General features: G+C 57.5%; 24 protein-coding genes and 1 riboswitch. Of the genes, 13 read left to right on the forward strand and 11 right to left on the reverse strand.

Annotation, left to right across the window (positions count from 1 at the left end; genetic code table 11):
• Positions 1-28 precede the first annotated feature (28 nt).
• Positions 29-1,438 (reverse strand): adenosylhomocysteinase, encoded by a 1,410-nt coding sequence (gene ahcY / locus ACM6I0_RS17990; RefSeq protein ID WP_285432774.1) that lies wholly within the window; start codon positions 1,436-1,438, stop codon positions 29-31.
• Between the two features lie 23 nt (positions 1,439-1,461).
• Positions 1,462-1,564, reverse strand: a riboswitch (S-adenosyl-L-homocysteine riboswitch).
• Positions 1,565-1,761: 197 nt separating this feature from the next.
• Between ahcY and ACM6I0_RS17995 the strand changes: the two genes are divergently transcribed.
• Positions 1,762-2,169, forward strand: coding sequence for an acyl-CoA thioesterase (locus tag ACM6I0_RS17995; protein WP_090178712.1), 408 nt, complete (start codon positions 1,762-1,764; stop codon positions 2,167-2,169).
• 200 nt (positions 2,170-2,369) lie between these two features.
• Complete coding sequence (locus ACM6I0_RS18000) at positions 2,370-3,257, forward strand: formate/nitrite transporter family protein (protein WP_285432771.1); 888 nt, start codon at positions 2,370-2,372, stop codon at positions 3,255-3,257.
• Here ACM6I0_RS18000 and ACM6I0_RS18005 read toward each other — a convergent pair whose 3' ends face one another.
• Together ACM6I0_RS18005 and ACM6I0_RS18010 are read right to left on the reverse strand one after the other, a co-directional pair.
• Positions 3,258-4,523: a cation:proton antiporter gene (locus ACM6I0_RS18005; protein WP_285432770.1), complete on the reverse strand. Its 1,266-nt coding sequence runs from the start codon at positions 4,521-4,523 to the stop codon at positions 3,258-3,260. It lies immediately after the preceding gene.
• Positions 4,524-4,662: 139 nt separating this feature from the next.
• Positions 4,663-5,832 (reverse strand): MFS transporter, encoded by a 1,170-nt coding sequence (locus tag ACM6I0_RS18010; protein WP_222588807.1) that lies wholly within the window; start codon positions 5,830-5,832, stop codon positions 4,663-4,665.
• Between the two features lie 218 nt (positions 5,833-6,050).
• On the opposite strand from ACM6I0_RS18010, the gene ACM6I0_RS18015 reads away from it, so the two are divergent.
• Complete coding sequence (locus ACM6I0_RS18015; protein WP_414922931.1) at positions 6,051-6,884, forward strand: EamA family transporter; 834 nt, start codon at positions 6,051-6,053, stop codon at positions 6,882-6,884.
• A gap of 37 nt (positions 6,885-6,921) precedes the next feature.
• Positions 6,922-7,305: an MAPEG family protein gene (locus ACM6I0_RS18020; protein ID WP_414922932.1), complete on the forward strand. Its 384-nt coding sequence runs from the start codon at positions 6,922-6,924 to the stop codon at positions 7,303-7,305.
• Between the two features lie 127 nt (positions 7,306-7,432).
• Here ACM6I0_RS18020 and ACM6I0_RS18025 read toward each other — a convergent pair whose 3' ends face one another.
• Positions 7,433-8,617, reverse strand: a complete 1,185-nt coding sequence (locus ACM6I0_RS18025; protein ID WP_414922933.1) for a murein transglycosylase A — start codon at positions 8,615-8,617, stop codon at positions 7,433-7,435.
• Between the two features lie 128 nt (positions 8,618-8,745).
• Between ACM6I0_RS18025 and ACM6I0_RS18030 the strand changes: the two genes are divergently transcribed.
• A complete protein-coding gene (locus ACM6I0_RS18030) occupies positions 8,746-9,195 on the forward strand; it encodes a c-type cytochrome (protein ID WP_285432762.1) in 450 nt (149 codons plus the stop codon).
• Between the two features lie 139 nt (positions 9,196-9,334).
• Here ACM6I0_RS18030 and ACM6I0_RS18035 read toward each other — a convergent pair whose 3' ends face one another.
• The 4 genes from ACM6I0_RS18035 to ACM6I0_RS18050 all read right to left on the reverse strand — a co-directional run bounded on the left by ACM6I0_RS18035 (position 9,335) and on the right by ACM6I0_RS18050 (position 13,863).
• Positions 9,335-9,730 carry a DUF1090 domain-containing protein gene (locus ACM6I0_RS18035; protein WP_285432761.1) on the reverse strand — a complete coding sequence of 132 codons (396 nt, stop codon included), beginning with the start codon at positions 9,728-9,730 and terminating at the stop codon, positions 9,335-9,337.
• A gap of 96 nt (positions 9,731-9,826) precedes the next feature.
• Positions 9,827-11,497, reverse strand: coding sequence for an NAD-dependent DNA ligase LigB (gene ligB / locus ACM6I0_RS18040; protein WP_414922934.1), 1,671 nt, complete (start codon positions 11,495-11,497; stop codon positions 9,827-9,829).
• Positions 11,498-11,658: 161 nt separating this feature from the next.
• Entirely contained in the window at positions 11,659-12,849 is a 1,191-nt protein-coding gene (gene metK / locus ACM6I0_RS18045) for a methionine adenosyltransferase (RefSeq protein WP_222588801.1), read from the reverse strand.
• Between the two features lie 18 nt (positions 12,850-12,867).
• Positions 12,868-13,863 carry an ArsR/SmtB family transcription factor gene (locus ACM6I0_RS18050; protein WP_285432758.1) on the reverse strand — a complete coding sequence of 332 codons (996 nt, stop codon included), beginning with the start codon at positions 13,861-13,863 and terminating at the stop codon, positions 12,868-12,870.
• A 273-nt stretch (positions 13,864-14,136) separates the two neighbouring features.
• On the opposite strand from ACM6I0_RS18050, the gene tkt reads away from it, so the two are divergent.
• The 7 genes from tkt (at position 14,137) to ACM6I0_RS18085 (ending at position 22,172) form a co-directional block, all read left to right on the forward strand.
• Complete coding sequence (tkt, locus tag ACM6I0_RS18055; RefSeq protein ID WP_285432756.1) at positions 14,137-16,134, forward strand: transketolase; 1,998 nt, start codon at positions 14,137-14,139, stop codon at positions 16,132-16,134.
• Between the two features lie 180 nt (positions 16,135-16,314).
• The gene (gene epd, locus ACM6I0_RS18060) at positions 16,315-17,379 is read left to right on the forward strand and encodes an erythrose-4-phosphate dehydrogenase (protein WP_285432755.1); all 1,065 of its coding nucleotides are present in this window, start codon (positions 16,315-16,317) and stop codon (positions 17,377-17,379) included.
• A gap of 17 nt (positions 17,380-17,396) precedes the next feature.
• Positions 17,397-18,560: a phosphoglycerate kinase gene (locus ACM6I0_RS18065; protein WP_208671083.1), complete on the forward strand. Its 1,164-nt coding sequence runs from the start codon at positions 17,397-17,399 to the stop codon at positions 18,558-18,560.
• Between the two features lie 34 nt (positions 18,561-18,594).
• Complete coding sequence (locus tag ACM6I0_RS18070) at positions 18,595-18,816, forward strand: hypothetical protein (protein ID WP_414922935.1); 222 nt, start codon at positions 18,595-18,597, stop codon at positions 18,814-18,816.
• A gap of 56 nt (positions 18,817-18,872) precedes the next feature.
• Positions 18,873-19,205: an MliC family protein gene (locus ACM6I0_RS18075; protein ID WP_285432753.1), complete on the forward strand. Its 333-nt coding sequence runs from the start codon at positions 18,873-18,875 to the stop codon at positions 19,203-19,205.
• Between the two features lie 249 nt (positions 19,206-19,454).
• Positions 19,455-20,519 (forward strand): class II fructose-bisphosphate aldolase, encoded by a 1,065-nt coding sequence (fba, locus tag ACM6I0_RS18080; RefSeq protein ID WP_008151974.1) that lies wholly within the window; start codon positions 19,455-19,457, stop codon positions 20,517-20,519.
• Between the two features lie 1,188 nt (positions 20,520-21,707).
• Positions 21,708-22,172 (forward strand): ubiquitin-like protein, encoded by a 465-nt coding sequence (locus ACM6I0_RS18085; protein WP_414922936.1) that lies wholly within the window; start codon positions 21,708-21,710, stop codon positions 22,170-22,172.
• Positions 22,173-22,323: 151 nt separating this feature from the next.
• Here the strand turns inward: ACM6I0_RS18085 and ACM6I0_RS18090 are convergent, their stop codons facing one another.
• A complete protein-coding gene (locus ACM6I0_RS18090) occupies positions 22,324-23,022 on the reverse strand; it encodes a transposase (protein ID WP_285432750.1) in 699 nt (232 codons plus the stop codon).
• Positions 23,023-23,396: 374 nt separating this feature from the next.
• Here ACM6I0_RS18090 and ACM6I0_RS18095 point away from each other — a divergent pair, with 374 nt between their 5' ends.
• Positions 23,397-23,663, forward strand: coding sequence for a hypothetical protein (locus ACM6I0_RS18095; RefSeq protein WP_285432748.1), 267 nt, complete (start codon positions 23,397-23,399; stop codon positions 23,661-23,663).
• A gap of 95 nt (positions 23,664-23,758) precedes the next feature.
• Here the strand turns inward: ACM6I0_RS18095 and ACM6I0_RS18100 are convergent, their stop codons facing one another.
• Together ACM6I0_RS18100 and ACM6I0_RS18105 are read right to left on the reverse strand one after the other, a co-directional pair.
• Complete coding sequence (locus ACM6I0_RS18100) at positions 23,759-24,052, reverse strand: fructose-bisphosphate aldolase (RefSeq protein ID WP_285432747.1); 294 nt, start codon at positions 24,050-24,052, stop codon at positions 23,759-23,761.
• A gap of 503 nt (positions 24,053-24,555) precedes the next feature.
• A complete protein-coding gene (locus tag ACM6I0_RS18105; RefSeq protein WP_285432746.1) occupies positions 24,556-25,224 on the reverse strand; it encodes a polysaccharide lyase family 7 protein in 669 nt (222 codons plus the stop codon).
• Between the last annotated feature and the right edge of the window lie 261 nt (positions 25,225-25,485).

The raw sequence follows: 25,485 nt of genomic DNA on the forward strand, positions 1-25,485 counted from the left end.
CGGCGGGCGCAAAGCCCGCCGGGTCCAATCAGTAGCGGTAAGCGTGCGGCTTGAACGGGCCTTCGACGGTCACGCCGATGTAATCGGCCTGGGTCTTGGTCAGTCGAGTCACTACGCCGCCGAAACCGCGGACCATTTCCAGGGCCACTTCTTCGTCGAGTTTCTTCGGCAGTACTTCAACGGTCAGGCGCTCGGCTTTCTGGGCTGGCGACAGGTCGGCGTACTTTTGACCGAACAGGAAGATCTGAGCCAGCACCTGGTTGGCGAACGAACCGTCCATGATGCGGCTTGGGTGACCGGTGGCGTTACCCAGGTTAACCAGACGGCCTTCGGCCAGCAGGATCAGGTAGTCGTCGTTCTGGGCGTCGAACGCGCCAGGACCGGTACGGTGGATTTTGTGAACCTGTGGCTTCACTTCTTCCCATGCCCAGTTCTTGCGCATGAAAGCGGTGTCGATTTCGTTGTCGAAGTGGCCGATGTTGCAGACAACAGCGCGCTTCTTCAGGGCTTTGAGCATGTTCGCGTCGCAAACATTGACGTTGCCGGTGGTGGTCACGATCAGGTCGATCTTGCCCAGCAAGGCTTTGTCGATGCTGGCTTCGGTGCCGTCGTTGATGCCGTCGATGAACGGCGAAACCAGTTCGTAGCCGTCCATGCAGGCTTGCATGGCGCAGATCGGGTCGACTTCGGAGACTTTAACGATCATGCCTTCCTGACGCAGGGACTGGGCGGAACCCTTGCCCACGTCACCGTAACCGATGACCAGCGCTTGCTTGCCGGACAACAAGTGGTCGGTGCCGCGCTTGATCGCATCGTTCAGGCTATGACGGCAGCCGTACTTGTTGTCGTTCTTGGACTTGGTCACCGAGTCGTTGACGTTGATGGCCGGGATTTTCAGCTCGCCCTTGGCCAGCATGTCCAGCAGGCGGTGAACGCCAGTGGTGGTTTCTTCGGTCACGCCGTGGACGCGGTCCAGGATGGCCGGGTATTTCTTGTGCAGCAGCTCGGTCAGGTCGCCGCCGTCGTCGAGGATCATGTTGGCATCCCAAGGCGCGCCATCTTTGAGGATGGTTTGCTCCAGGCACCACTCGTACTCTGCTTCAGTCTCGCCTTTCCAGGCGAAAACCGGGATGCCGGCAGCGGCGATAGCGGCAGCGGCCTGGTCTTGAGTCGAGAAAATGTTGCAGGACGACCAGCGTACTTCGGCACCCAGGGCAACCAGGGTTTCGATCAGCACGGCAGTCTGAATGGTCATGTGGATGCAGCCGAGGATTTTCGCGCCTTTGAGCGGCTGCTCACCGGCGTATTTGCGGCGCAGACCCATCAGGGCAGGCATTTCGGATTCGGCGATGATGGTTTCGCGACGGCCCCAGGCAGCCAGGGACATGTCGGCCACTTTGTAATCGTTAAAATCTGCAGGCGTGATAACAGCGCTCATGAAGAGCCTCCATTCGTAATGTATGCGAATGGGCGCCGTTGTGCGTTTAGTGTCCGGCCGATCATGGCCAGTCAACGCCCCATCCGAGCCTGACAGGTCGAACCTGCTGCAGCGCCCCTCGGACAGGTGGCGGGAAAACGGTATCAGTGCAACGTTACCGTTTTGAAACGGTGGCGATTATAGCCGTCTAGACTGATCTTCCAAAGGGTTTCTGTCGGCCAGATGAAGATCGCTAATGGCGACCATAGTAGAAGCCGCATGGAGCATGACCGCTCAGTCTGCCAAGATGGCGCCAATATTCGGCAAGACGCTCAGGAGTGAAGATGAATTTCCACACCCGCAAATGGGTAAAACCCGAAGACCTGAACCCCAACGGCACCCTGTTCGGCGGCAGCCTGCTGCGCTGGATCGACGAAGAAGCGGCGATCTACGCCATCGTCCAGTTGGGCAATCAGCGCGTGGTGACCAAGTACATTTCCGAGATCAACTTCGTCAGCGCCTCGCGCCAGGGCGACATCATTGAACTGGGGATCACCGCCACCGAATTTGGCCGCACCTCGATTACCCTGACCTGCGAAGTGCGCAACAAGATCACCCGCAAGAGCATCCTGACCGTCGAGCGGATGGTCTTCGTCAACCTCGGCGAAGACGGGCTGCCGGCACCGCACGGGCGCACCGAGATCAAGTACGTCAAAGACCAGTTCAAGGAAGATGAATTGGTCACCAAGTAACCTCGGCGGCGGCTGATCGTTGATCGTTCCCACGCTTTGCGTGGGAATGCAGCCCGGGACGCTCCGCGTCCCAAGAGCGGACGCAGAGCGTCCATTGAGGCATTCCCGCGCAGAGTATGAGAACGATCTGTTGAGGGCAGTGAACAGCTCCGAACCCCGCGTGTCGTACCTTCATGACACACCACTGGTTCCGGAGCTTTATGGACACGCAAAAAGACGGCAAGACCCCGAACCTCTCGCCTGAAGAGCAGCAAGACGTCGACAGGAACCAGCCGCCGCGCGCGGCGGTGCTGCACGAGATCATTCGCACCCAGGGCGATCAGGAGCTGGAACGCAGTGTCGCTGCCTTGTGGTGGTCGGCGTTGGCTGCCGGCCTGACCATGGGGTTGTCGTTGATGGCCATGGGGCTGCTCAACTCTCGCTTGCCTGACGGCGAAGCCTTTAAAGTGATCGCCAGTTTCGGCTACTGCGCCGGGTTTCTCGCGGTCATCCTCGCCCGTCAGCAATTGTTCACCGAAAACACCCTGACGGCCGTGCTGCCAATCATGACCAAACCCACCTTGAGCAATGTCGGCCGGTTGCTGCGCTTGTGGAGCGTCGTGCTGGTCGGCAACCTCTGTGGGACCTTGCTGGTGGCCTACGTGATGTTGCATTTGCCGATTTTCGACAGCAAGACCGACCTGGCCTTTCTCGAGATCGGTCGCAAGATCATGGAAAACAGCGCCAGCCAGATGTTCGCCAAAGGCATCGTCTCGGGCTGGATGATTGCCACCATGGTCTGGATGATTCCCTCCATGGAAAGCGCCAAGATGTGGATCATCATCCTCATCACCTACCTGATGGCGCTGGGGGATTTCACCCATATCGTGGTCGGGTCTGCCGAGGTTTCTTACCTGGTGTTTGCTGGCGAGTTGCCGTGGAAGGATTTCTGGCTGGTGTTTGCCGGACCAACACTGGCGGGCAACATCATCGGCGGCAGCTTCATCTTCGCGCTGATCAGCCATGCGCAGATCCGCAGCGAAAGCGGACCGCCGAAGAACACTGCGAATCAGGGCTCGGCCCCGAATTCGCAGAAACGCAAAAACTGATCAGTGATGCTCGGCCTGTGCCGCTGGCGCAGGCTCATCCCGGGTCACGTACTTGACCAGTTTGCCAATGCTCAGGCCCTGCAACAGGATCGATGACAGCACCACGATGTAGGTGATGCTCAGCAGCAAGTCACGCTCCGGTCCCAACGGCAGGGCCAGGGCGAGCGCAACCGAAACACCGCCGCGCAAACCACCCCAGGTCAGAATCCGGATCGTTCCGCGCGGCACCGTGCGCCAGCGCCGCAGCAGCAAGATGGCAGGTGCGACTGTCAACAGGCGCGACAGCAGAATCGCCAGCGCCAGCAAACCCGCGGCCAGCGCATGCAGCCAACTGAACGGCAGCAGCAACAATTCCATGCCGATCAGGGCGAACAGCAGGGCGTTGAGCATGTCGTCGAGCAATTCCCAGAAACCGTCCAGGTACTTTCGGGTCATGTCGTTCATCGCCAGGTTGCGGCCCAGGTTGCCGATGATCAGCCCGGCGACCACCATCGCGATCGGTGCGGACACATGCAGCTCCGACGCCATGGCCGAACCGCCGATCACCAGCGCCAGGGTCAGCATGACTTCGATCTGATGCTGCTCGATGCTGTTGATCATCAGGTACACCAGATAGCCAATCAGCCCACCGAACAGCACGCCGCCAATCGCCTCATGAGCGAACAGCATCGCCGTGGCGCCGACGGTCGGGGTTTCGCCGAGTTGAGCAATGCCCAGCAGCACGGTGAAGACCACCACGGCGGTGCCGTCGTTGAACAGCGACTCACCGACGATGGTGGTTTTCAGCGGCTTGGACGCATTGGCGGTCCGTAGCACGCCGAGCACTGCGATCGGGTCGGTGGGAGAAATCAACGCACCGAACAGCAGGCAATAGAGGAAGCTCACGTGCCAGCCGAACAGGGCAAAAATGTAATAGGCGAGGCTGCCAATCACTGCGGTGGCGATCAATACGCCGAACGTCGCCAGCAAGCCGATGGGCCAGCGGTAGTCGCGCAGGTCATTGAGGTTGACGTGCAGGGCGCCGGCAAACAGCAGGAAGGACAGCATCCAGTTCATCAACAGATCGCCAAAGTCGATCTGGCTGATCAACTGCTGGATCCGATCTTCGAGGCCGGGGTAACCGAGCAGACTCAGGCCTTGCAGCAGCAGGGAAAACATCAGGGCCGTGACCATCACGCCAATGGTCGGGGGCAGGCCGATGAAACGGAAGTTTACGTAGGTGAGGAGCGTGGTGAGGCAAATGAATGCAGCGACAAGTTCAAGCATCCGGGGTCCTTGGATGGGGGGTAGGAAATAGCGATTGCGTAAATCGGCAGGTTTACCGCGTCAGCTTCATCGCGAGCAGGCTCGCTCCCACAGGGATCTACGCAGTCCAAGCGGGAACGAGCTTGCACGACGCAATGGTTCAGCCGGACACATTGACCGCAGCCGCGCTGCGACGTTGCAGGTAAATAAAGAAAAGCGCGGTCAGCACGGTCAAGCCACTCACAAAGGCGCCGGTCCATGGCAGGTCCGCCAGATCCGCACCGCTGGCCACCACGAGTCCGCCGATCCAAGCACCAGCCGCGTTGCCAAGATTGAAGGCGCTCTGGTTCAGCGTTGAGCCCAGGTTCGGTGCTTCATGCGCTTGGTCGATGATCAGCAATTGCAGGATCGGGCACAGTGCAAAAGCGAAGATGCCCCACAACACCAGCGTGATCGCCGCCGGAATGACCGAGTGGCTGGTCTGGCTGAAAGCCGCCAATACAACCGCTACGGCCAGCGCCATGCCCACCAGCGAGGGCAGCAATCGGCTGTCCGCCAAACGCCCGCCCAGCATGCTGCCCGCTGTCAGACCGACCCCAAACAACAGCAGCATGATGGTCACGCCATGCGGGCTGACACCGGTGATGTCCTGCAGGATCGGCGCGATGTAAGTGAACACGCTGAACAGACTGGTCGACGCCAGCACGCTCATGCCCAACGCCAACAACACATTGACCTTGCCCAGCACTTTGAACTCGCTGGCGAGGTTGGCCTTGTCCATTGCGATGTGCTTTGGCAGCCAGGCCCATTGTGCGATGGCCGCAATCACACCGATCACCGAGACCGCCCAGAACGTCGAGCGCCAGCCGGCGTATTGACCGAGCGCGGTGCCCAACGGCACGCCGAGCACGTTGGCCAGCGTCAGGCCGGTGAACATCATGGCAATCGCCTGCGCCCGCTTGTTCGGGGCGACCAGGCCCGCCGCAACCACTGAACCGATACCGAAGAACGCACCGTGGCACAACGCAGTGACTACTCGCGCGGCCATCAACGTGGCGTAGTTCGGCGCCAGTGCGCACAGCACGTTGCCGAGGATGAACATCAGCGTCATGCCCAGCAGCGTGGCTTTTCGCGGCATGTTGGCGGTGCCGATCGCGAGGATCGGCGCGCCGAATACCACGCCCAGGGCGTAGCCAGTAATCAGCAAGCCTGCGTGAGGAATGCTCACGGCGAGGTCGCGGGCGACATCGGGGAGCAAACCCATGATGACGAATTCAGTGGTGCCGATGCCGAAGGCGGCAACAGCGAGGGCAAGCAAGGCGAGTGGCATGCGCAAGGTCTCTGTCGGTAGTCTTGACGCTCTGATCAGGCATACGCATGCCAATGACCGTTCTCGAGGAGAGCGGGCAGGGGCAGAAGTTATTGGAATTAGTCTGTGCGCAACTGAGTGCGGCGTGGTCGCTTGCAGTATAAACAGCTGCGAGCCTATGGCGAATCAATAATCCGGGCGCGTCTGGCAGGGAACAAAAACAAAATAAGGAGTGTGCCGTGCTTGCGACGGTTTTGGTGTTGGTGGCGGCGCTGTTGCACGCGGCGTGGAATACCCTGATCAAATTCAGTGCCGAACGGCTGCTGGTGGTGGCCTGCATGGACAGCGTGGCGCTGCTGTTTGTCGCTCTGATGCTGCCCTTTGTGGCATGGCCGCCGATTGAAATCTGGCCATGGATTCTGGCGTCGGCATTGTTCGAATTGCTGTATCGCTATCTGCTGATCCAGGCGTACCGGGTCGGCGATCTCGGGTTGGTCTATCCGCTGATGCGCGGGTTGTCGCCGCTGGTGGTGCTGGCACTGACGCTGATCTTCGCTGGCGAAGTACTGACCAACCAGCAGATTTTCGGGATTCTGTTGATCCCGTTCGGCATGCTTTGCCTGTTATGGCAGGGCGGCGGCGGTGCGCGGTTGCCTTGGTCGATGTTGCCGGTGGTGGCGCTGATCGGCCTGTGCATCGGCTGCTACACCTACATCGATGGCCAGGCGCTGCGGCGTTGGTCGCACCCTCTGGATTACCTGGTTTGGGTCACGCTGCTCAGTGCCTGGCCATTCCCGTTGCTTGCGCTGGTGCGCAAGCGCCCGGCGTTCAAGCTGTTCTGGCGTGAACAATGGCGGTTGGGGCTGGCGGTCGGGTTTTGTGTGTTGTTCAGCTACGCTTTGGTGCTATGGGCGATGCAGCTGGGGTCAATTGCCGAAGCGGCGGCACTGCGTGAGATCAGCGTGATACTGGTGGTGCTGTTCGGCATGCGTTACCTGAAAGAACCTTTCGGCCGGCCGCGGCTCTTAGCCTGTGGGCTGGTGCTGATCGGCATGTTGGTCATGAAGTTTTGACGGCCCCTGCATTTTTGAAACTTGAAAAGGACGGCATATGACGGTTGCTCTGTGGTGCATTTTGATCGCGATTTTCCTGCCTTATATCTGCACGGCTATCGCCAAGATCAGTGGCAGGTTCACTTTGAAAGACAACCATGACCCCCGGGACTTTCTCGAGTCGCTCAATGGTTTGGGGCGACGCGCGCATGCGGCGCAACTGAACGGCTTTGAGGTGACTCCCGCCTTTGCGGCAGCAGTGATCGTGGCGCATCTGGCCGGCAATGCCGAGCTGGTGACGATCAATGTGTTGTCGGTGTTGTTCATCACCAGCCGGTTGCTCTACATCATTTGCTACCTGGCGGACTGGGCGATCTTGCGGTCGCTGATGTGGTTTGTGGGGATGGGGTTGATCGCCAGTTTCTTTGTGGTGTCAGTCTGAAAGTATTGAGGTGATTTTGCTGGCCTCATCGCGGGCAAGCCCGCTCCCACAGTTGATCTCTGGTGTTGCATGGATCGATGTGGGAGCGGGCTTGCCCGCGATTGCTATTGACCAGTCACCGCAGAATTCAAAGGCTCGTTTTGACCGCATCGGCAACTTGAGGCACTTGCGGCAACGGCGCACCTTTTGGCCATAGCATCCAGATCTGCCCCTGCTGCTTCATGTCCCCGGCCAGTTGCCCGGCCGCCTCGCCAGTGCCCCAGAACAAATCCGCACGCACTTCGCCGGCAATCGCGCCGCCGGTGTCCTGAGCGGCTACCGGCCTTACCAGTGCGGTGCCATCCGGTTTAGTGGTCGACAACCACAACAGGCTGCCCAGCGGAATCACTTTGCGGTCCACGGCTGCGCTGTAGCCGGCAGTCAGTGGGACGTTCAGCGAGCCCCGTGGGCCTTCGTTGCTGTCCGGGTTGCGGGTGAAAAACACATAGCTCGGGTTACTGCCCAGCAATTGGGGAATGCGCGACGGGTTGGCCTTGGCCCAGGAGCTGATCGCGCCCATGGTCACGTCTTCTTTCTTCAGTTCGCCTTGGTCCACCAGCCAACGGCCGATGGGCCGATACGGATGGCCATTCTGGTCGGCATACGCAATGCGCAGTTGGCGCCCGTCGTCGAGCTGAATGCGGCCCGAACCCTGGATTTGCAGGAATTGCAGGTTCATTGGATCGGTCAACCAAGCCACGACCGGTGCCTTGACCCCTTTGGTTTCAATTGTTGCTGCATCGTCGTAAGGCTTGAGTACGCGACCTTCGAGTCGTCCGCGCAGGCGTTTGCCTTTGAGTTCCGGGTAGATGCTGTCCAGCGAGACGATGATCATGTCGTCAGGTACGCCGTACACTGGAATGTTCGCTGTCTCGGTCTGGGTCAGGCTGCCGGGGTAGACCGGTTCGTAATAGCCGGTGATCAAGCCGTTGGCGTTGTCATTGGCGGCGCGCAGACCGTAGACGTCGAGGTTTTGTTTGAGGAAAGCGCGGATGTCACTGGCGGTTTGCGGCACATTGGCGGACGCCGCGCAGGTCGAACCCCAGACCGGGTCGGCCTTGAGTCGTGTGCAGGCGCTGCGCCACGAGCCGAAGCCGGCGACGAGGTCGTTGTCGGTCACCGCTGGCAGTGCTTCCCAGGTGGCGCTGGAATAGGTGGCCAGCGCGTGGGTCTTGGGCGCGTTGTTGTCGCCGCCGGTGCAGCCCGCGAGCACGGCCACCATCGGAAGGGTCCAGGCCAGAGTGTGACGCCATGCCTTGAAACGGCTATTCATGGAGTATTTCCTTTGCCGGTTGCCTGAGTGCTCCATGCGCTCAAGCAACCCGTATTGATAATAGGGCTATTGGTCTTTGCCGGCGACGCGAGGATACTGGCGGCCGTTTCCCGTGATCTGAAGCCAACATGACTCTTAAAAGACTTTCTGTTGTATTGCTGGCCTGCCTGGCCTTGTCCGCTTGCGGCGGTGTCGACCCGAATTCGCCGCTGGGTCAACGCAAGGCGATCTTCAAGCAGATGCTCAAGACTGGCGAAGACCTGGGCGGCATGTTGCGTGGCCGCATTCCGTTTGACGGTCCGAAGTTCGCCGACGGCGCCGTGAAACTCGATACGTTGTCCCATGAGCCGTGGAAGCATTTCCCGCAGGTGCGTGAAGAAGATCACACCAGCGCCAAGGACAATGTGTGGCAACAGCAGGCACGTTTCCAGGAAATGGCCCGCACCCTTGAAAGCGCCACCGGTGAGTTGGTGGTCGTCAGCAAGGTTCAACCCTACAAGGCCAGTAACCTGGGCCCGGCCGTGCAAAAAGTCGAAGATGCCTGCAGCGCTTGTCATAAAGAGTTTCGGAATCATTGATGCTCGTTTGAAGCTCTGAGTTGATCGTTCCCATGCTCCGCGTGGGAATGCCTCAAGGGACGCTCCGCGTCCAGTGACGCGGAGCGTCACGGGCTGCATTCCCACGCAGGAGCGTGGGAACGATCAATTATCCTGAGACTTACTTATCCAGTTCATCGAGCGCGTCCTGCAATTCCTTGCGGGACTCGGCGAGTTTGTCTTTACGCTTGTTGATCTTGTCGGGATCGCCTTTCTTCATGGCTTTATCGAGGTCGGCCTGACGCTTGCTGACTTCATGCTTGGCGTCGAGCACCTTATTTTCCCGTTCCTTCTTCAGCGAGGCATCGGTGCAATGGGCGGTGACTTCGCTCAGGGCCGTTTCGAGGCCGGCCTGCTGATCGGCGTTTCCGTGGGATTTGGCCAGCTCGATCTGATTGATGATGCCCTGTTTCTTGGCCGCGCAACCGGTCAGCTCCGGGGCTTCTTCGGCGGCCATCAGTGGTGCAACCAACACGCTGCAAAGGGTCAACAAGGCGAGCGGTGAAAGAAATTTCATAAAAGCTCCATGTGCAAAGGCGATCGTGTCGATGTGGCGATGGGCGTTGGAGCCCATTGGCACCTTTGGGTTCCCGGGCTGGCGGGACGACTGTGTTCAGAATCCGTTAATACCGGCCATGTGTAATGTTTCACGCAGTGCCAGAACCTGCGGATCGCGAAAAAAGGCGCTCAATTGCGCCGCGCGTCCCGGGCCGATACCAGGTTCTGCCTGCCATTGTTCGGTATTTCGTTGCGCCAGTTCCTGCCATGAATTGCCAAGCCGTGCCTGACCGGTTGGCGGTAGCCCCAAGGCTTTGAGCCAGCGAGTAAAGGGTCGTTGGCGGGCGCTGCTGAAACTGTCTAAAAGTCGAGCGCTGCTGCGCACACCGAAGCCGTCAATGTTAGCAAGCTCTTGAGCGTCGAGGGTCAACCAATCCAGAAGGCCTTTCAGGTGGCCTGTTTCCAAAAGCTTCTCCCAGGTGCCGCGTCCGACGTGAGGCAATTCCAGCCCCTGCTTGCTGCCGAGCCAGGTCAGGCGCGCGAGGAATTGGCTCTCGCAGCCAGATGTGGGTTGCCAACAACTCAAATGATGAAAGTCTGACGCTGACGGAACATTCAGTTCAGTGCGCTCGGTACTGCGCAGTACAACGCCCTCGAGCCTTGGAATGGTCAGGCCTGCGAGGCTGATGGACACCTGATCGCCGGGGCGAATGTCCATGTCCACCCAGCGTTGCAGAGAACTGACGCTGACACGCTTGATCTGTCGGTCATCGAGCTTGACCGGCGTCAGATCCAGCACCGGCGTAATCCGCCCGGTTCGACCAATGTTGAAGTGGACCTTGCGCACTTCGGCCAGCGCCTGGGCGAATGGATACTTCCAGGCAACACTCCAGAAGGATGGCCGTGCCTGCCAGCGTTCGGCCGGTGGACGCTGGCTTTGACGCAACACGATGCCATCGCTGGCGAACGGCAGCGGCGCGCGATACCAGTGATCGCGCCAACGCTCGGCGTCAGCAAATGCCTTGATCGGCTGGCTGTAGGGCGCCGTACTCGGGAAGCCCAACTCATCCAGGGCCGCCACGCGTGCCGGCAACGTGGCCGGGCCCTGCGGCCAGTCCCAGACAAACAACCCGATCCCCTTGGCCTGTTCGTCGTTCAGACTTTTTCGCGCCATCAACCCGGCCACCGTGGAACGAGCGTTGAAGCTGCCGGCCTGGGCTTGCCTGTGTTCGGTCAGGCGCCAATAGAGTTCACCTTGGACCAGCACGTCCAGCGGTTGGGGCAACGTTTGAGGAATCTGCGCGATTTGTCGCGCCGAGGTGGTCCAGTCCTGTCCGTTTACCCCGTCGCCGCGACTGATCGCTTGATGCAGCACACCGTTGCGATAGATCAGCGTCACCGCCACGCCATCGACCTTGGGTTGGACCCAGATATCGTTTCGATCACGCAGCCAGTGTTCTACCGCCTGAGCATCACGCAACTTGTCCAGCCCGGTGTGGGCAACGGGGTGGGCGATCTTGCCGCCAGCGGTGCGCAACGGTTCCGGCGCCAGTCCCAGGTCAAAACAATCTCGCCATTCGTTCAGTTGCGCGCGGGACTGATCATAGATTTCGTCAGCGACCAATGCGCGCCCGCCCCGGTGATAGTGGTCGTCCCAGAGGTCGATCTGCTTTTGCAGCGCAATGATTTCGTCCAGGGCGCGGGCGGGTGGCCAGTCGGGGCAGGCGGCGTTTGAATTCAGGCAAAGCAAAGTCAGGAAGGAAGCGATAAACAGGCGCAGAAGCATCGTGAGCGTCCTTGCTCAAAGTGGAGTGCTTGAAGGCTAGGACGGAATTCGGGGGGGAGGCGCTTGATCGTTTTTCAGCGTGTGTCGGGTTGTGAAACAGAGGGCAATAAAAAGCCCCGCGCGGCGAACCGTGCAGGGCTTTGGGTACCGCCGGGAAAGTCTTACAGGCCGGCAGCCAGACGCAGGTCGTCGGCGCGGTCGGTTTTTTCCCAGGTGAACGTGGTGAACGTGTCTTCGCCCACAGTCTTGGTCGCCGGGGTGCGACCGAAGTGGCCGTACGCAGCGGTTTCCTGGTACATCGGGTGCAGCAGGTCGAGCATGGTGGTGATCGCGTATGGACGCAGGTCGAACACTTCGCGAACCAGTTTGACGATTTTGTCGTCGCTGATTTTGCCGGTGCCGAAGGTGTTCAACGAGATCGACGTAGGCTGGGCAACACCGATAGCGTAGGAAACCTGAATCTCGCAACGCTCGGCCAGGCCGGCAGCGACGATGTTCTTGGCCACGTAACGACCAGCGTAGGCAGCCGAACGGTCAACCTTCGATGGATCCTTGCCGGAGAACGCGCCGCCACCATGGCGAGCCATGCCGCCGTAGCTGTCGACGATAATCTTGCGACCGGTCAAACCGCAGTCGCCCACCGGGCCGCCGATGATGAACTGGCCGGTCGGGTTGATGTGGAACTGGGTGTCTTTGCTCAGCAGTTCGGCAGGCAACACGTGCTTGACGATCAGCTCCATCACGCCTTCGCGCAGGTCTTTGTACGACACGTCAGGGTTGTGCTGGGTCGACAGGACAACGGCGTCGATACCCACAACTTTGCCGCCTTCGTAACGGCAAGTCACTTGCGACTTGGCGTCCGGGCGCAGCCAAGGCAGCAGGCCGGATTTACGGGCTTCGGCCTGACGCTTGACCAGCTGGTGCGAGAAGGTGATCGGTGCTGGCATCAGCACGTCGGTTTCGTTGCTGGCGTAGCCGAACATCAGGCCCTGGTCGCCGGCGCCCTGATCTTCAGGCTTGGCACGGTCAACGCCCTGATTGATGTCAGGAGATTGCTTGCCGATGATGTTCATCACGCCGCAAGTGGCGCCGTCGAAGCCGACATCGGAGCTGTTGTAGCCGATGTCCAGAATGACGTTGCGCACGATTTCTTCCAGGTCGACCCAGGCCGACGTGGTGACTTCACCTGCGATGATCGCCACGCCGGTCTTGACCAGCGTTTCGCACGCCACACGGGCGAACTTGTCTTCAGCAATGATGGCGTCCAGCACCGCATCGGAAATCTGGTCGGCGATTTTATCCGGATGCCCTTCGGACACGGACTCGGAGGTGAAGAGGGAGTATTCGCTCATCTCGATTTTTTCCTGAATTTACCGATGGTGAGTGTCGCCAGCCGGTCGCTGAAAATGGCGGACCTGGATCTGGAAACCATTACGTAAGCCTACATAGAGGCTTTCCCCGGGAACGAGTCCCGCAGCGGTGGCCCAACGGGCCAAATCGTCCTGTTCAAACCCCAACCAGAGATCACCGCAGGCCTCCCTGGCCCAACTCTGGTTGTGGCTACATAACTCTGTCACGAGCAGGCTACCGCCCGGTTGCAGCAAGTCGGCCATGTGCTTGAGCGCATCGGCCGGCGCGGCGAAATGGTGCAGCACCATGTTCAGTACAACGCAATCGGCCTTGAGACTGACGCCATTCAATGCATCGGCCAGTTGCAGGCTGACGTTAGCCAACATTTCTCGTTCGCAGACCTGGCGCGCCAGTTCGAGCATCGCCGGGCTGTTGTCCAGCGCGGTGACCAGGCTGAAGCGGCGCGCCAGTTCCGGCAGGAATCCACCGTCGCCGGGGCCGACTTCGATGGCCGTGGCGCTTTCGCTGAAACTCAGCTTGTCGAGCAATGCCACCACGCTTTCGCGGTACTGCGGCAGGCCGGCGATCAAATCTTGCTGGGCGCGAAACTTCTCCGCCACCCGGGAGAAAAAGTCCTGACTGGCCGCGGCTCGTTGCCCGTGGACTTGAGCGATCCGCGCCTGCACATCGGCGGGCAGGGTCAGGTTGTCGACTTCTTCCAGCAGGGCTGTGTGCAGCTTGCCGCCCAGCAGATCGGTGTGGGGCAGGGCGCGACGGTAGAAAATCGCGTTGCCTTCACGGCGAGTCGCCACCAGGTTGGCCTGGGCCAGGACCTTGAGGTGGTGACTCATGCCGGACTGGCCGATGCCGAAGATCTGCGCCAGCTCCAGCACGCCGAACGAATCGTTGGCCAGCGCGCGCAATACATTAAGCCGCAGAGGATCACCGCCGGCCTTGCACAGGGCCGCCAGATCATCGCAATCGTCATGTTGAATGGAAGGCGCACGTAAATTCATAAGGCCAGCAGTCTAGTGACGGGCAGAAATCACCGCAAGAGCAATATCAAAAAGTTTTGATATTGCTCGATAGATGGCACTTCTCGGCGTTAGCTTCAGTCAACAAACGGACAGCGGAAAGGTTTCATCAGTCGAAACCGTCGTTATCCTTTGGAAAAACACCTCTGGATGACTATCTGTCATTGCCCCGAGGCGGGTGGGTGAGGGAAAATGCTCGCCTTTTTTCCGTTTCGTTTTATTCACTCTCGATACAGAACCCGCAGGAGAACAGCGATGCCCAGCCGTCGTGAGCGTGCCAACGCCATTCGTGCCCTCAGCATGGATGCCGTGCAAAAAGCCAACAGCGGCCATCCCGGTGCCCCGATGGGTATGGCGGATATCGCCGAAGTACTTTGGCGTGACTACCTGAAGCACAACCCGAGCAATCCATCGTTCGCCGACCGTGATCGCTTCGTGCTGTCCAACGGTCACGGCTCGATGTTGATCTACTCGCTGCTGCACCTGACCGGCTACGACCTGTCGATCGATGACCTGAAAAACTTCCGCCAGCTGCACAGCCGCACCCCGGGTCACCCGGAATTCGGCTACACCCCGGGCGTTGAGACCACCACCGGTCCACTGGGCCAAGGCCTGGCCAACGCCGTGGGTTTCGCCCTGGCTGAAAAAGTCCTGGCGGCGCAGTTCAACCGTCCTGGCCACAACGTTGTCGATCACCACACCTACGTGTTCCTGGGTGATGGCTGCATGATGGAAGGCATTTCCCACGAAGTCGGCTCCCTGGCTGGTACTTTGGGCCTGGGCAAACTGATCGCCTTCTACGATGACAACGGCATCTCCATCGACGGCGAAGTCGAAGGCTGGTTCACCGATGACACCCCTAAGCGCTTCGAAGCCTACAACTGGCAAGTGATCCGCAACGTCGACGGTCACGATCCGGAAGAGATCAAGATCGCGATCGAAACCGCGCGCAAAAGCGATCGGCCAACCCTGATCTGCTGCAAGACCACCATCGGTTTCGGTTCGCCGAACAAGCAAGGCAAAGAAGACTGCCACGGCGCCCCGTTGGGTGACGCGGAAATCGCTCTGACCCGTGCTGCACTGAAATGGAACTACGGCCCGTTCGAAATCCCGGCTGACATCTATGCCGAGTGGGACGCCAAGGAAGCCGGCCGCGCAGCCGAAGCCGAGTGGGATCAGCGTTTCGCTGCCTACTCCGCCGCTTTCCCTGAGCTGGCCAACGAACTGGTCCGTCGCCTGGGTGGCGATCTGCCGGAAGACTTCGCTGAAAAAGCTTCGGCTTACATTGCTGAAGTTGCGGCCAAGGGCGAAACCATCGCCAGCCGTAAAGCCAGCCAGAACGCACTCAATGCCTACGGCCCGCTGTTGCCTGAACTGCTGGGCGGCTCCGCTGACCTGGCCGGTTCCAACCTGACCCTGTGGAAAGGTTGCAAAGGTGTTTCGGCTGAAGACGCCAGCGGCAACTACATGTACTACGGCGTTCGCGAATTCGGCATGAGCGCGATCATGAACGGCGTGGCCTTGCATGGTGGTCTGGTGCCTTACGGCGCGACCTTCCTGATGTTCATGGAATACGCCCGCAACGCTGTGCGCATGGCCTCGCTGATGAAAAAGCGCGTGGTGTTCGTTTACACCCACGACTCCATCGGCCTGGGCGAAGACGGCCCGACTCACCAGCCGATCGAGCAACTGACCAGCCTGCGCAGCACGCCGAACCTCGACACCTGGCGTCCAGCCGATGCCGTTGAATCGGCCGTTTGCTGGAAAGCAGCCATCGAGCGCAAGGACGGCCCTTCGGCGCTGATCTTCTCGCGTCAGAACCTGCAGCATCAGGAACGCAGCGCGCTGCAGATCGCCGACATCGCCCGTGGCGGCTACGTGTTGAAGGACTGCGCAGGCGAGCCTGAGCTGATCCTGATCTCTACCGGTTCGGAAGTGGGCCTGGCGGTTCAGGCTTACGACAAGCTCACCGAGCAAGGCCGCAAGGTTCGCGTCGTTTCGATGCCGTGCACCAGCGTGTTCGATGCCCAGGATGCTGGCTACAAGCAAGCCGTTCTGCCGTTGCAAGTCAGCGCCCGTATCGCCATCGAAGCCGCTCACGCGGACTACTGGTACAAGTACGTGGGCCTGGAAGGCCGCGTGATCGGCATGACCACCTACGGCGAGTCGGCGCCAGCGCCAGCCTTGTTCGAAGAGTTCGGCTTCACCCTGGAAAACATCCTGGGTCAGGCTGAAGAGCTGCTGGAAGACTGATCCAGAAGTTGCGGCGTCTGAACCGCCGCCTTCGCGAGCAGGCTCGCTCCCACAGGGGATTTGTTGTGTGACACAAGCAGTGTTCACAACACAAGCCCAATGTGGGAGCGAGCCTGCTCGCGAAAGCAGTGGCTCAGGCAATGCTGCAATGACAGATTCACCACGGTAATCGAGAACCCCATGCCTCAACCGCGTCCTTATAAAGTTGCACTCAACGGCTACGGCCGGATCGGTCGTTGTGTCTTGCGTGCGTTGTTCGAGCGAGGAGCGAAGGCCGGGTTTGAAATTGTCGCGATCAACGATCTGGCTGACATGGCCAGCATCGAATACCTGACACGCTTCGACTCCACTCACGGGCGTTTTCCCGGTGAAGTGAGGGTTGAGGGCGATTGTCTGCATATTAATGGCGACTGCGTGAAGGTCCTGCGCAGTGCCACCCCCGAAGGTATCGATTGGGCGTCCCTGGGCGTCGATCTGGTGCTGGAGTGCTCCGGCGCCTACCACACGCGGGACGATGGCCAGCGGTTCCTCGATGCCGGTGCGCCACGCGTATTGTTTTCCCAGCCGATGGCCAGCGAAGCGGATGTCGATGCCACCATCGTCTTCGGCGTGAACCAGGATTGCCTGACCGGCGACGAGCTGCTGGTGTCCAACGCATCCTGCACCACCAACTGCGGCGTGCCGCTGTTGCGCCTGCTGGACCAGGCCATTGGTCTGGAATACGTGTCGATCACCACCATTCACTCGGCAATGAACGATCAGCCGGTCATCGACGCCTATCATCACGAAGACCTGCGCCGTACGCGTTCAGCGTTCCAGTCGGTGATTCCGGTGTCCACTGGTCTGGCACGAGGCATTGAACGCCTGCTGCCGGAACTTGCCGGGCGAATTCAGGCCAAAGCCGTGCGGGTGCCAACCGTTAATGTGTCTTGCCTCGACATCACGATGCAGACCGTGAGCGACACCGACGCCACCGAGGTCAACCGGATTTTGCGCGAGGCCGCCACCAGCGGCCCGCTCAAAGGCCTTCTGGCTTATACCGAGTTGCCCCATGCAAGCTGTGATTTCAACCATGACCCACATTCGGCGATCGTCGATGCCAGTCAGACCCGAGTTTCCGGCCCACGGCTGGTGAACATCCTGGCCTGGTTCGACAACGAATGGGGGTTTGCCAACCGAATGCTGGACGTAGCAGAACACTATCTGCAAACAGCCTCTCCACTCCCTGTTTCTCAGAAACTGTAACTCAGGAAATGCGACCCATGACCGTGTTGAAGATGTCCGACCTCGATCTGCAAGGTAAGCGCGTACTGATTCGCGAAGACCTCAACGTCCCAGTCAAGGACGGTGTTGTCACCAGCGATGCGCGAATCCTGGCCTCGCTGCCGACCATCAAGCTGGCCCTGGAAAAAGGCGCGGCCGTGATGGTCTGCTCGCACCTTGGCCGTCCGACCGAAGGCGAGTTCTCGGCCGAGAACAGCCTCAAGCCTGTTGCTGACTACCTGAGCAAGGCCCTGGGCCGCGAAGTGCCGCTGGTGGCTGACTACCTGGGCGGCGTCGACGTCAAGGCCGGCGACATCGTGCTGTTCGAAAACGTGCGCTTCAACAAGGGCGAGAAAAAGAACGCCGACGAACTGGCCCAGCAATACGCCGCCCTATGCGACGTGTTCGTGATGGACGCCTTCGGCACCGCTCACCGCGCCGAGGGTTCGACCCACGGCGTGGCCAAGTTCGCCAAAGTCGCCGCAGCAGGTCCGCTGCTGGCCGCTGAACTGGACGCCTTGGGCAAAGCCCTGGGTTCGCCAGCCCAGCCAATGGCAGCCATCGTTGCCGGTTCCAAGGTGTCGACCAAACTCGACGTGCTGAACAGCCTGAGCCAGATCTGCAACCAGCTGATCGTCGGCGGCGGCATTGCCAACACCTTCCTCGCAGCTGCCGGTCACCCGGTCGGCAAGTCTCTGTACGAACCGGACCTGCTGGACACCGCTCGCGAAATCGCCGCCAAAGTCAGCGTGCCATTGCCGGTGGACGTCGTGGTTGCCAAGGAATTCGCTGAAAGCGCGACCGCCACCGTCAAGCTGATCGCCGACGTGGCTGCCGACGACATGATCCTGGACATCGGCCCACAGACCGCGGCGAATTTCGCCGAGCTGCTGAAGTCGTCCAAGACCATCCTGTGGAACGGCCCGGTGGGCGTGTTCGAATTCGACCAGTTCGGTAACGGCACCAAAGTCCTGGCCGAGGCCATCGCACAAAGCTCGGCGTTCTCCATCGCTGGCGGCGGCGACACCCTGGCGGCCATCGATAAGTATGGCGTTGCTGACCAGATCTCCTACATTTCTACCGGTGGCGGCGCATTCCTCGAATTCGTCGAAGGCAAAGTGTTGCCAGCCGTTGAAGTCCTGGAAAGCCGGGCCAAGGCCTGAGGCCGCCCATTTGACCAGGCAAAGGAGTGTTCACATGGTCAAGACCTTAGCGCTGTTGATCGCTGCGGGTATGCTGGCGGCTTGCGGGAGTAACCCCAAAGCCACGCCGGAACCTGCGCCGCAATCGGTGGAGAAAGGCTGCTACCAGGCTGACTGGCAAGCGGAAACCAACCCGGTGATCAACAAACGCGCGGGGCCTGATGGCCTGGATAAATACGAGACACAGACACCTGCCAAGGAACATGGTTGCCCTTGACGGGTCTGACTCATTACTCAGGGCTGGCGGCGTGCGCCGTCAGTCGAGGAACATGGATGAAAGGTTTTATCGCCGTTACGGCGTTGGCATTGCTGGCAGGTTGTGCAAATTTCAACCTGTTCAAGCCTGCCGAATCGACGGACAACTGGACCACCTGGACCTGTGATAGCCAGGCCAAAGTGCTCTGGCGCTACACCGATGACAGCCGCAAGGAAGTCGACGTGCGACTGGGCGGGGGCGATCAGGTCTACCGCTTGAAGCAAGAGCCGGGCGCGTCCGGTTCGCTGTACAGCAACGACATGCTGGCGTTTCACCAAAAAGGTGAGGAAGGCCTGGTGTACTGGGTCGCCACCAATGATTTGATTGGCCGCGGTTGTAAAGCGCAGTAACTGACACACCATGGACCTAATGTGGGAGCGAGCTTGCTCGCGATAGCGGTCTGACAGTCACCGCACTGTTGGCAGCCAGGCCCTCATCGCGGGCAAGCTCGCTCCCACAGGGTTTTGTGCAGAGCTCAAGATTCAGGCAACACCGAATTCGCAGCCCGGGCCAACCCCCGATCTGCAATAACTTGAATAGCCGCCGCCGCTACGGCAGGCTGGCACGATTAACGACCCAAACCGGGAGAGACATACACAATGGCACTTATCAGCATGCGCCAGATGTTGGACCACGCAGCCGAGTTCGGCTACGGCGTTCCAGCCTTCAACGTCAACAACCTTGAACAGATGCGCGCCATCATGGAAGCCGCTGACAAGACTGACTCCCCGGTGATCGTCCAGGCTTCGGCCGGTGCTCGCAAATACGCCGGCGCTCCGTTCCTGCGTCACCTGATCCTGGCGGCAATCGAAGAATTCCCGCACATCCCGGTGTGCATGCACCAGGACCACGGCACCAGCCCTGACGTCTGCCAGCGCTCCATCCAACTGGGCTTCAGCTCGGTGATGATGGACGGTTCCCTGGGCGAAGACGGCAAGACCCCGACCGACTACGACTACAACATCCGCGTCACCCAACAAACCGTGGCCATGGCTCACGCCTGCGGCGTTTCGGTAGAAGGCGAGCTGGGCTGCCTGGGTTCGCTGGAAACCGGCATGGCCGGTGAAGAAGACGGCATCGGCGCCGAAGGCGTTCTGGATCACAGCCAAATGCTGACCGACCCGGAAGAAGCCGCTGACTTCGTCAAACGCACCCAGGTCGACGCACTGGCCATCGCCATCGGCACCAGCCACGGCGCGTACAAGTTCACCAAGCCGCCTACCGGCGACGTGCTGGCCATCGACCGCATCAAAGAAATCCACAAACGCATCCCGAACACCCACCTGGTGATGCACGGTTCCTCTTCGGTTCCGCAAGACTGGCTGGCAATCATCAACCAGTACGGCGGCGACATCAAAGAAACCTACGGCGTACCGGTTGAAGAAATCGTCGAAGGCATCAAGCACGGCGTGCGTAAGGTCAACATCGACACCGACCTGCGTCTGGCATCCACCGGTGCGATGCGTCGCCTGATGGCCACCAACCCGAGCGAGTTCGATCCGCGTAAGTTCTTTGGCGCGACCGTGACGGCGATGCGTGATGTTTGTATTGCTCGTTATGAAGCGTTTGGTACAGCAGGTAATGCCTCGAAGATCAAACCGATCTCGTTGGAAGGCATGTATCAGCGGTATTTGAAGGGTGAGTTGAACGCTAAGGTTAACTAAGTTTTTTAGCGTTTTAGTCGCATAAAAAACCCGCCGTGAGGCGGGTTTTTAATGGGCGTTTGTTACTAAACTTTATGGTATTCAAATCCATTTCCAATCACTTGGTGAACGGGGCGGTTGTGTTTTAGAATGGTGTTGTCAATTTCAGATATTAATAGTGTATTGAGATAGCTGTATAGTATTCAAGGACAGCTGCCAGTTCTCAAATCTCCATTGCAATTGACGATGGATTTTACAAAGCTAATTGGAAATTGCCTGTTTATCTCCGTGGTGTTGTTTATTTCTCTGGTATTCCAATTGTTTTCTTTCTCTGGATGTGTTCCGCCAGAAAGGCAGGAGACATGAATGACGCAGTCAAAGTCGCTGTGGTGATCGCTAGGAAGGGCGGTCTGTATTGGTTGCGTCAGCAAGGAACAGGATGCGCTCGCTGAACTGGAATTCCAATCATTGTCACACTGCCCTGCCAATGTGACGCTTGCACCGACTGTCGAAAAAAACGTACTAATTAGCAATATCATGATTTTTGTATGCGTACGCATGCTAGATACCTTCAGGAGTTAGAGGAGATCAGCTGAATTTGTTTGTGTGTCCGGCTCTGTTCTCTTGTGTTAGGTAGATCAGATTAGTTTGATGGGTTGATGGAGTCACCTGTAAGATTTGACAGTTTTTAATATCGTTTTGCTATAGTCGGATAAGATTAATCGACTGAAAGTAAGAGCGGATGTATTGGGTTGGCATCGTCTCTGAATTAGAAAAGGTGACAGATCTATTTAATCGCCATTTCAGGACTAAACACCCCCTCGTGGTTTTATTCGAATTGTTTCGCAGGCCTACCTCGCGCTCGATGGGATATTCGCAATCCAGTAATTTTTTCTATTTCATCTGTGAATCGAGGATTACCCGTCAATTGTCAGCGCTTACGGGGGGCGCCTCTGATTAACTGCGTTCGGAGGAAAAAATCGTTTGTTTCATTCAGCGGGCAAGGCGCTAGGTATGGTTATTTTGTTTATCTGGTTATCGCGAAAATGTATTAAAAACTGTCATGTTTTACAGGTGAGTTTTTGAGTTCTACAGCCTATTGTTTATCGCATGGCGGGAAGATATAGAGGATTTGTCGATAAATAGATTTGTTCCTCTTCTTTTTCTTTTTTTCAGTATCGCGTTGTAAGGGTGAGAGGGTTATATATCATGAGTGATGTGATATCTCAACGGATAGAAGAATCAACTATTGGAAAGTTTATATATGTCAAGGCTAACGTTTATGATGCAGATTTAGGTGGGTATGTGCCTCGAGAGTTTAATAGCATACTTAAGTCGGTAGATGCGTCAATGATTACAATCTCTACCGAGGAAAATCCCTATGTGCTGAATATTCTTCGTCGGAATATTTTGAGTCTAAAAGGGACCCGGTCTACGGTGTTTGGCGTGGAGTGTATTCACATCGAACTTCATAGTGGGGAGGTATTTGATGTGTTCGCTGATTCCTCGGACTCCATTGAGAATATAAAGTCGAAGATACAAGATAAAAAGGGATTTTCGCCTGATAAGATTAGATTGATTTATGAGGGCAAACAGCTTGAGGACGGGAGGACATTGTCGGATTACGGTGTTGGAGACCACTCAACCATACACCTTGAAATGAGGCCGGTATAGAAGCAGGTTTCTAGGGTGCTGGCATATTAGAGTCGGTATTGGTTCAAAAAGAAAAGGGGACAGATTCTGAGTGATCCCAAAAAGAAAAGAAAGAAAAGGGGACAGATTTATTTAATTGGATTTATTTAATTGTCCCCTCGCTTTGGTGCCTCTATTCGGTTTGCTTTGTAGGCCTGCCTCGCGCGCGACGTGATATTCGCGTTCCAGTGATACTTTCTATCTCGTCTGTGAATCGAGGGTTGCCCGTCAATTGTCCGCGCTGAAGGGCGCCTCTGATTAACTGCAACTCCGAGCAAGGAATCGTCTGTTCCATAAACGAGGTGTAGCGGGCAAGACGTTCGGTATGGGTTGCGCCGAGTTCGGTGAAGCAAAGATCCTCATCCAGCCAATGATTTTCAGCCGTTTCATTGAGGCGCAGGTGCAGACTCGACCAAGGGTAATCCTGTGCATGCTGAACCATTTGCGCTCGCACCGGGTTCAGTTCGATGTATCGACTACAAGCCAGCAAATAGGTGTCGGTTTGAACCACGCTGGATTTGTACCGACTTTCCCACAAGGTGCCGGAGCGTCCCTCCAGCTTGTTGCGATAGCGTGTCATTCGGCCTGCCAGGCCTTTCATCAATTGTCCGAGGCTCGCTGCGGAATTTCCTGGTGCGAGCAGTAGATGGACATGATTGGTCATCAAGCAGAATGCATAAATTTTAACGTTGTATAGCGCTTTGAGCTCTCGCAGGTCCTCGAGGTAGCGCTGGAAGTCCCCCGGCTCGGCGAACACAACCTGTTTATTGTGGCCTCGTTGCACGACATGATGCGGATAATTAGGTAACACAACACGTCCCATTCTGGGCATATAGCCTCCTACGTCCTTGTAGTGATGGTTGAAGCATAGCAGCAGACAATCGATTAAATAATAAATCTGTCCCCTTTGTTTTTTTACAATCGATTAAATAATAAATCTGTCCCCTTTGTTTTTTTTCTTTTTTTTTTTTTAGTCTTGACTCGAGGCCGGCTAATGGGTGTCCTCTTTGTTTGCCGTTGTTTTTGTTGTTCACTTATTATTTGGTTGGTTTGGCGCCTTGTTTTAGTTAATGATATAGCTAAAGCGTATAAAGAACTGTCAATTTTTACAGGTGTAAAAATCTTAATGTTGTTCTAACTTCTATTGCGCAACAGGTAGGGATGACGCTTTCCCTATTCTCAATACATTTATCGGAGGCTTCATCCGTGAGTGAATCAGAAATGTTGAGTGTTGATGAGAGTCAGAAAGTTTCTACATTAAATGCGATCAAGCGCGGAGAATCTATCTATGTAGAAATGAAAGATGGTAGCGTTTATAGTGGAAAATTCTTGAATCTGGATCTCGTCATTGAAAATAATGGAATTCAAGTCAGCTTAAAATACGGAAATATCAAGACGGCAACTTATCTTATCCCAAGTGAAGTGCGGCTCCCGGACGGTGAGATTAAAATCCCACCGGTTCATACTGACTGAACAAAGAAAAAAGAAAGAAAAAAGGGGGGCGGATTTATTAAATCGTCCTTAATAAAAACCCGCATTGCTGCGGGTTTTTATTGCCTGTGAATCGGCTATTGAGCTTTCGTTACGTCAAAGCCGCGCTGTTCAATCACTTGAAACACATCGCTTACATCCTGGATCAGAATCCGCGCGATATTGGAAACGGTGTTGATATCGTTCTCGGCGTAGTCCGGCAGGCTGGTGCAGGCCATCAGATTCAAGTATTTGAGGACGGCATTGAGGCGTTCGCTGACGCAGTTATGGAGTTCGCGTAGCGGGGCGTCGCTGTCGATGAGAAGGACGGGATAGTCGGTGGCCAGTTGGGACATTGGGGTGAAGCGGCGTGGCGGTTGCTGATTGCTCATAGAAAATCCTTAACTCAAGAAAAGAATTTGCCACCGTTTGCTGCGAAACAAATTGGGTGGCAACTGCGCGCGGGTTCGCAGACCGAGGAGTTAAGACCCGGCAGACCAGATGGTCTCCCACGCACAGCCGCCATAAAAAGAGCACAGGCAAAGTTGCCGCGCCGTATTTTGACGGTTGTGGATCTAACTCGCTAGGGCTGCGAAACCCTATCGCCAACAATGGTCAGCGACGGGCCAACTTTAGGCAGCGATTCGGGCAGCCGCAACCGGGCTGTAGGACCTGTATGCGGTCATTGTGGCGAGGGAGCTTGCTCCCGTTCGGAGGCGCAGGCGCCGTAAATCGGGGGCGTGGCGTGTCTGTGGGAATCAGGTGGCGGGGTTTGGGGCTGCTTCGCCGCTCAGCGGGAGCAAGCTCCCTCGCCACAGTCGGAGACGTCCTACGCGTTTTTCGGACGCTGTAGCAGCCGCTCGGCAGCTGCTACAGGGATTGCGAGCTGCGGGGATTACTTATTGTGATCAATATCCAGTTTGCTGAACGTCACTTTCGCGCCTTCGCTGGTGTACCCGGTGTGGTCTTGCACATAAACCCCAGCCTTGAAATACAGCGGCTTGTCGCGCCAGGTCTTGCTGATGTCGGTGTCCCACTGGTTACCCGCCGCGCTGATGCCCAGCGCACCGCCACGGCTCAAGTGAATGAGGTAGGAGAACTCCTGATCCAGCTTCACGCCGGTAGCAATGGTGATCACTCGGCCTTCGCCATCATCCGGGCGCATGCGCACTTTGGCGACGATGTTGCCGGTCGAAGTGCTGGTCTTGTACTGATACTCAAGCTTGATCAAAGGCTTCTGGCTTTCATAGGCATGGATCTGGCCGATGACGATCTTTCCGGAGCTTGGCACCTGGTTCACCGCCAGGGTGGCGTGCAGTAGGTTGTCGGCGTCCGAGTAGAGCCAGTTGTGCAGGGTGCCGTTGCTGTAGGTTTCGCGAAGTTCGGTACGGGGGTATTTGGCGTTTTCGGTCTTGGAGCCGGTGACCGGGGCCCAGAAAAACAGTGTGCCGGTATCGGAGTGGAAGTATTGATCCTTGAAGCCTTTCACCAGTTTCGGTGTGTCAACGGTGTACGGCGGGTTGCCGACAGGAACACTGAGGTTCCAGGTTGCGAGATCGATCATAGAAAGGCTTCCACAAATTTTACTGCACGCAGGTACCAGAAGCTCTAGCACAAGCATTGGGGGGGGGTCTTTATAATCGTAGAAGTTCAATTTGTTAACAGCGGACTGACGGGTGGCTGACGCCAAAATCCTGTCAAAAAGCCATCTTTCCCGGTTTCAGGGGCTTTTAGAGGTGACCGTTAGTCGGCAAATGAACCTGATGGTTAAATGATGGCGCACTGACAGCTTCTGCTTTTGCAGATCCCGGTCTAGAGTGAAGCC

Origin of the sequence: Pseudomonas sp. IT-P294 (genome assembly GCF_949767865.1) — a bacterium.
Classification (GTDB): Bacteria; Pseudomonadota; Gammaproteobacteria; order Pseudomonadales; family Pseudomonadaceae; genus Aquipseudomonas.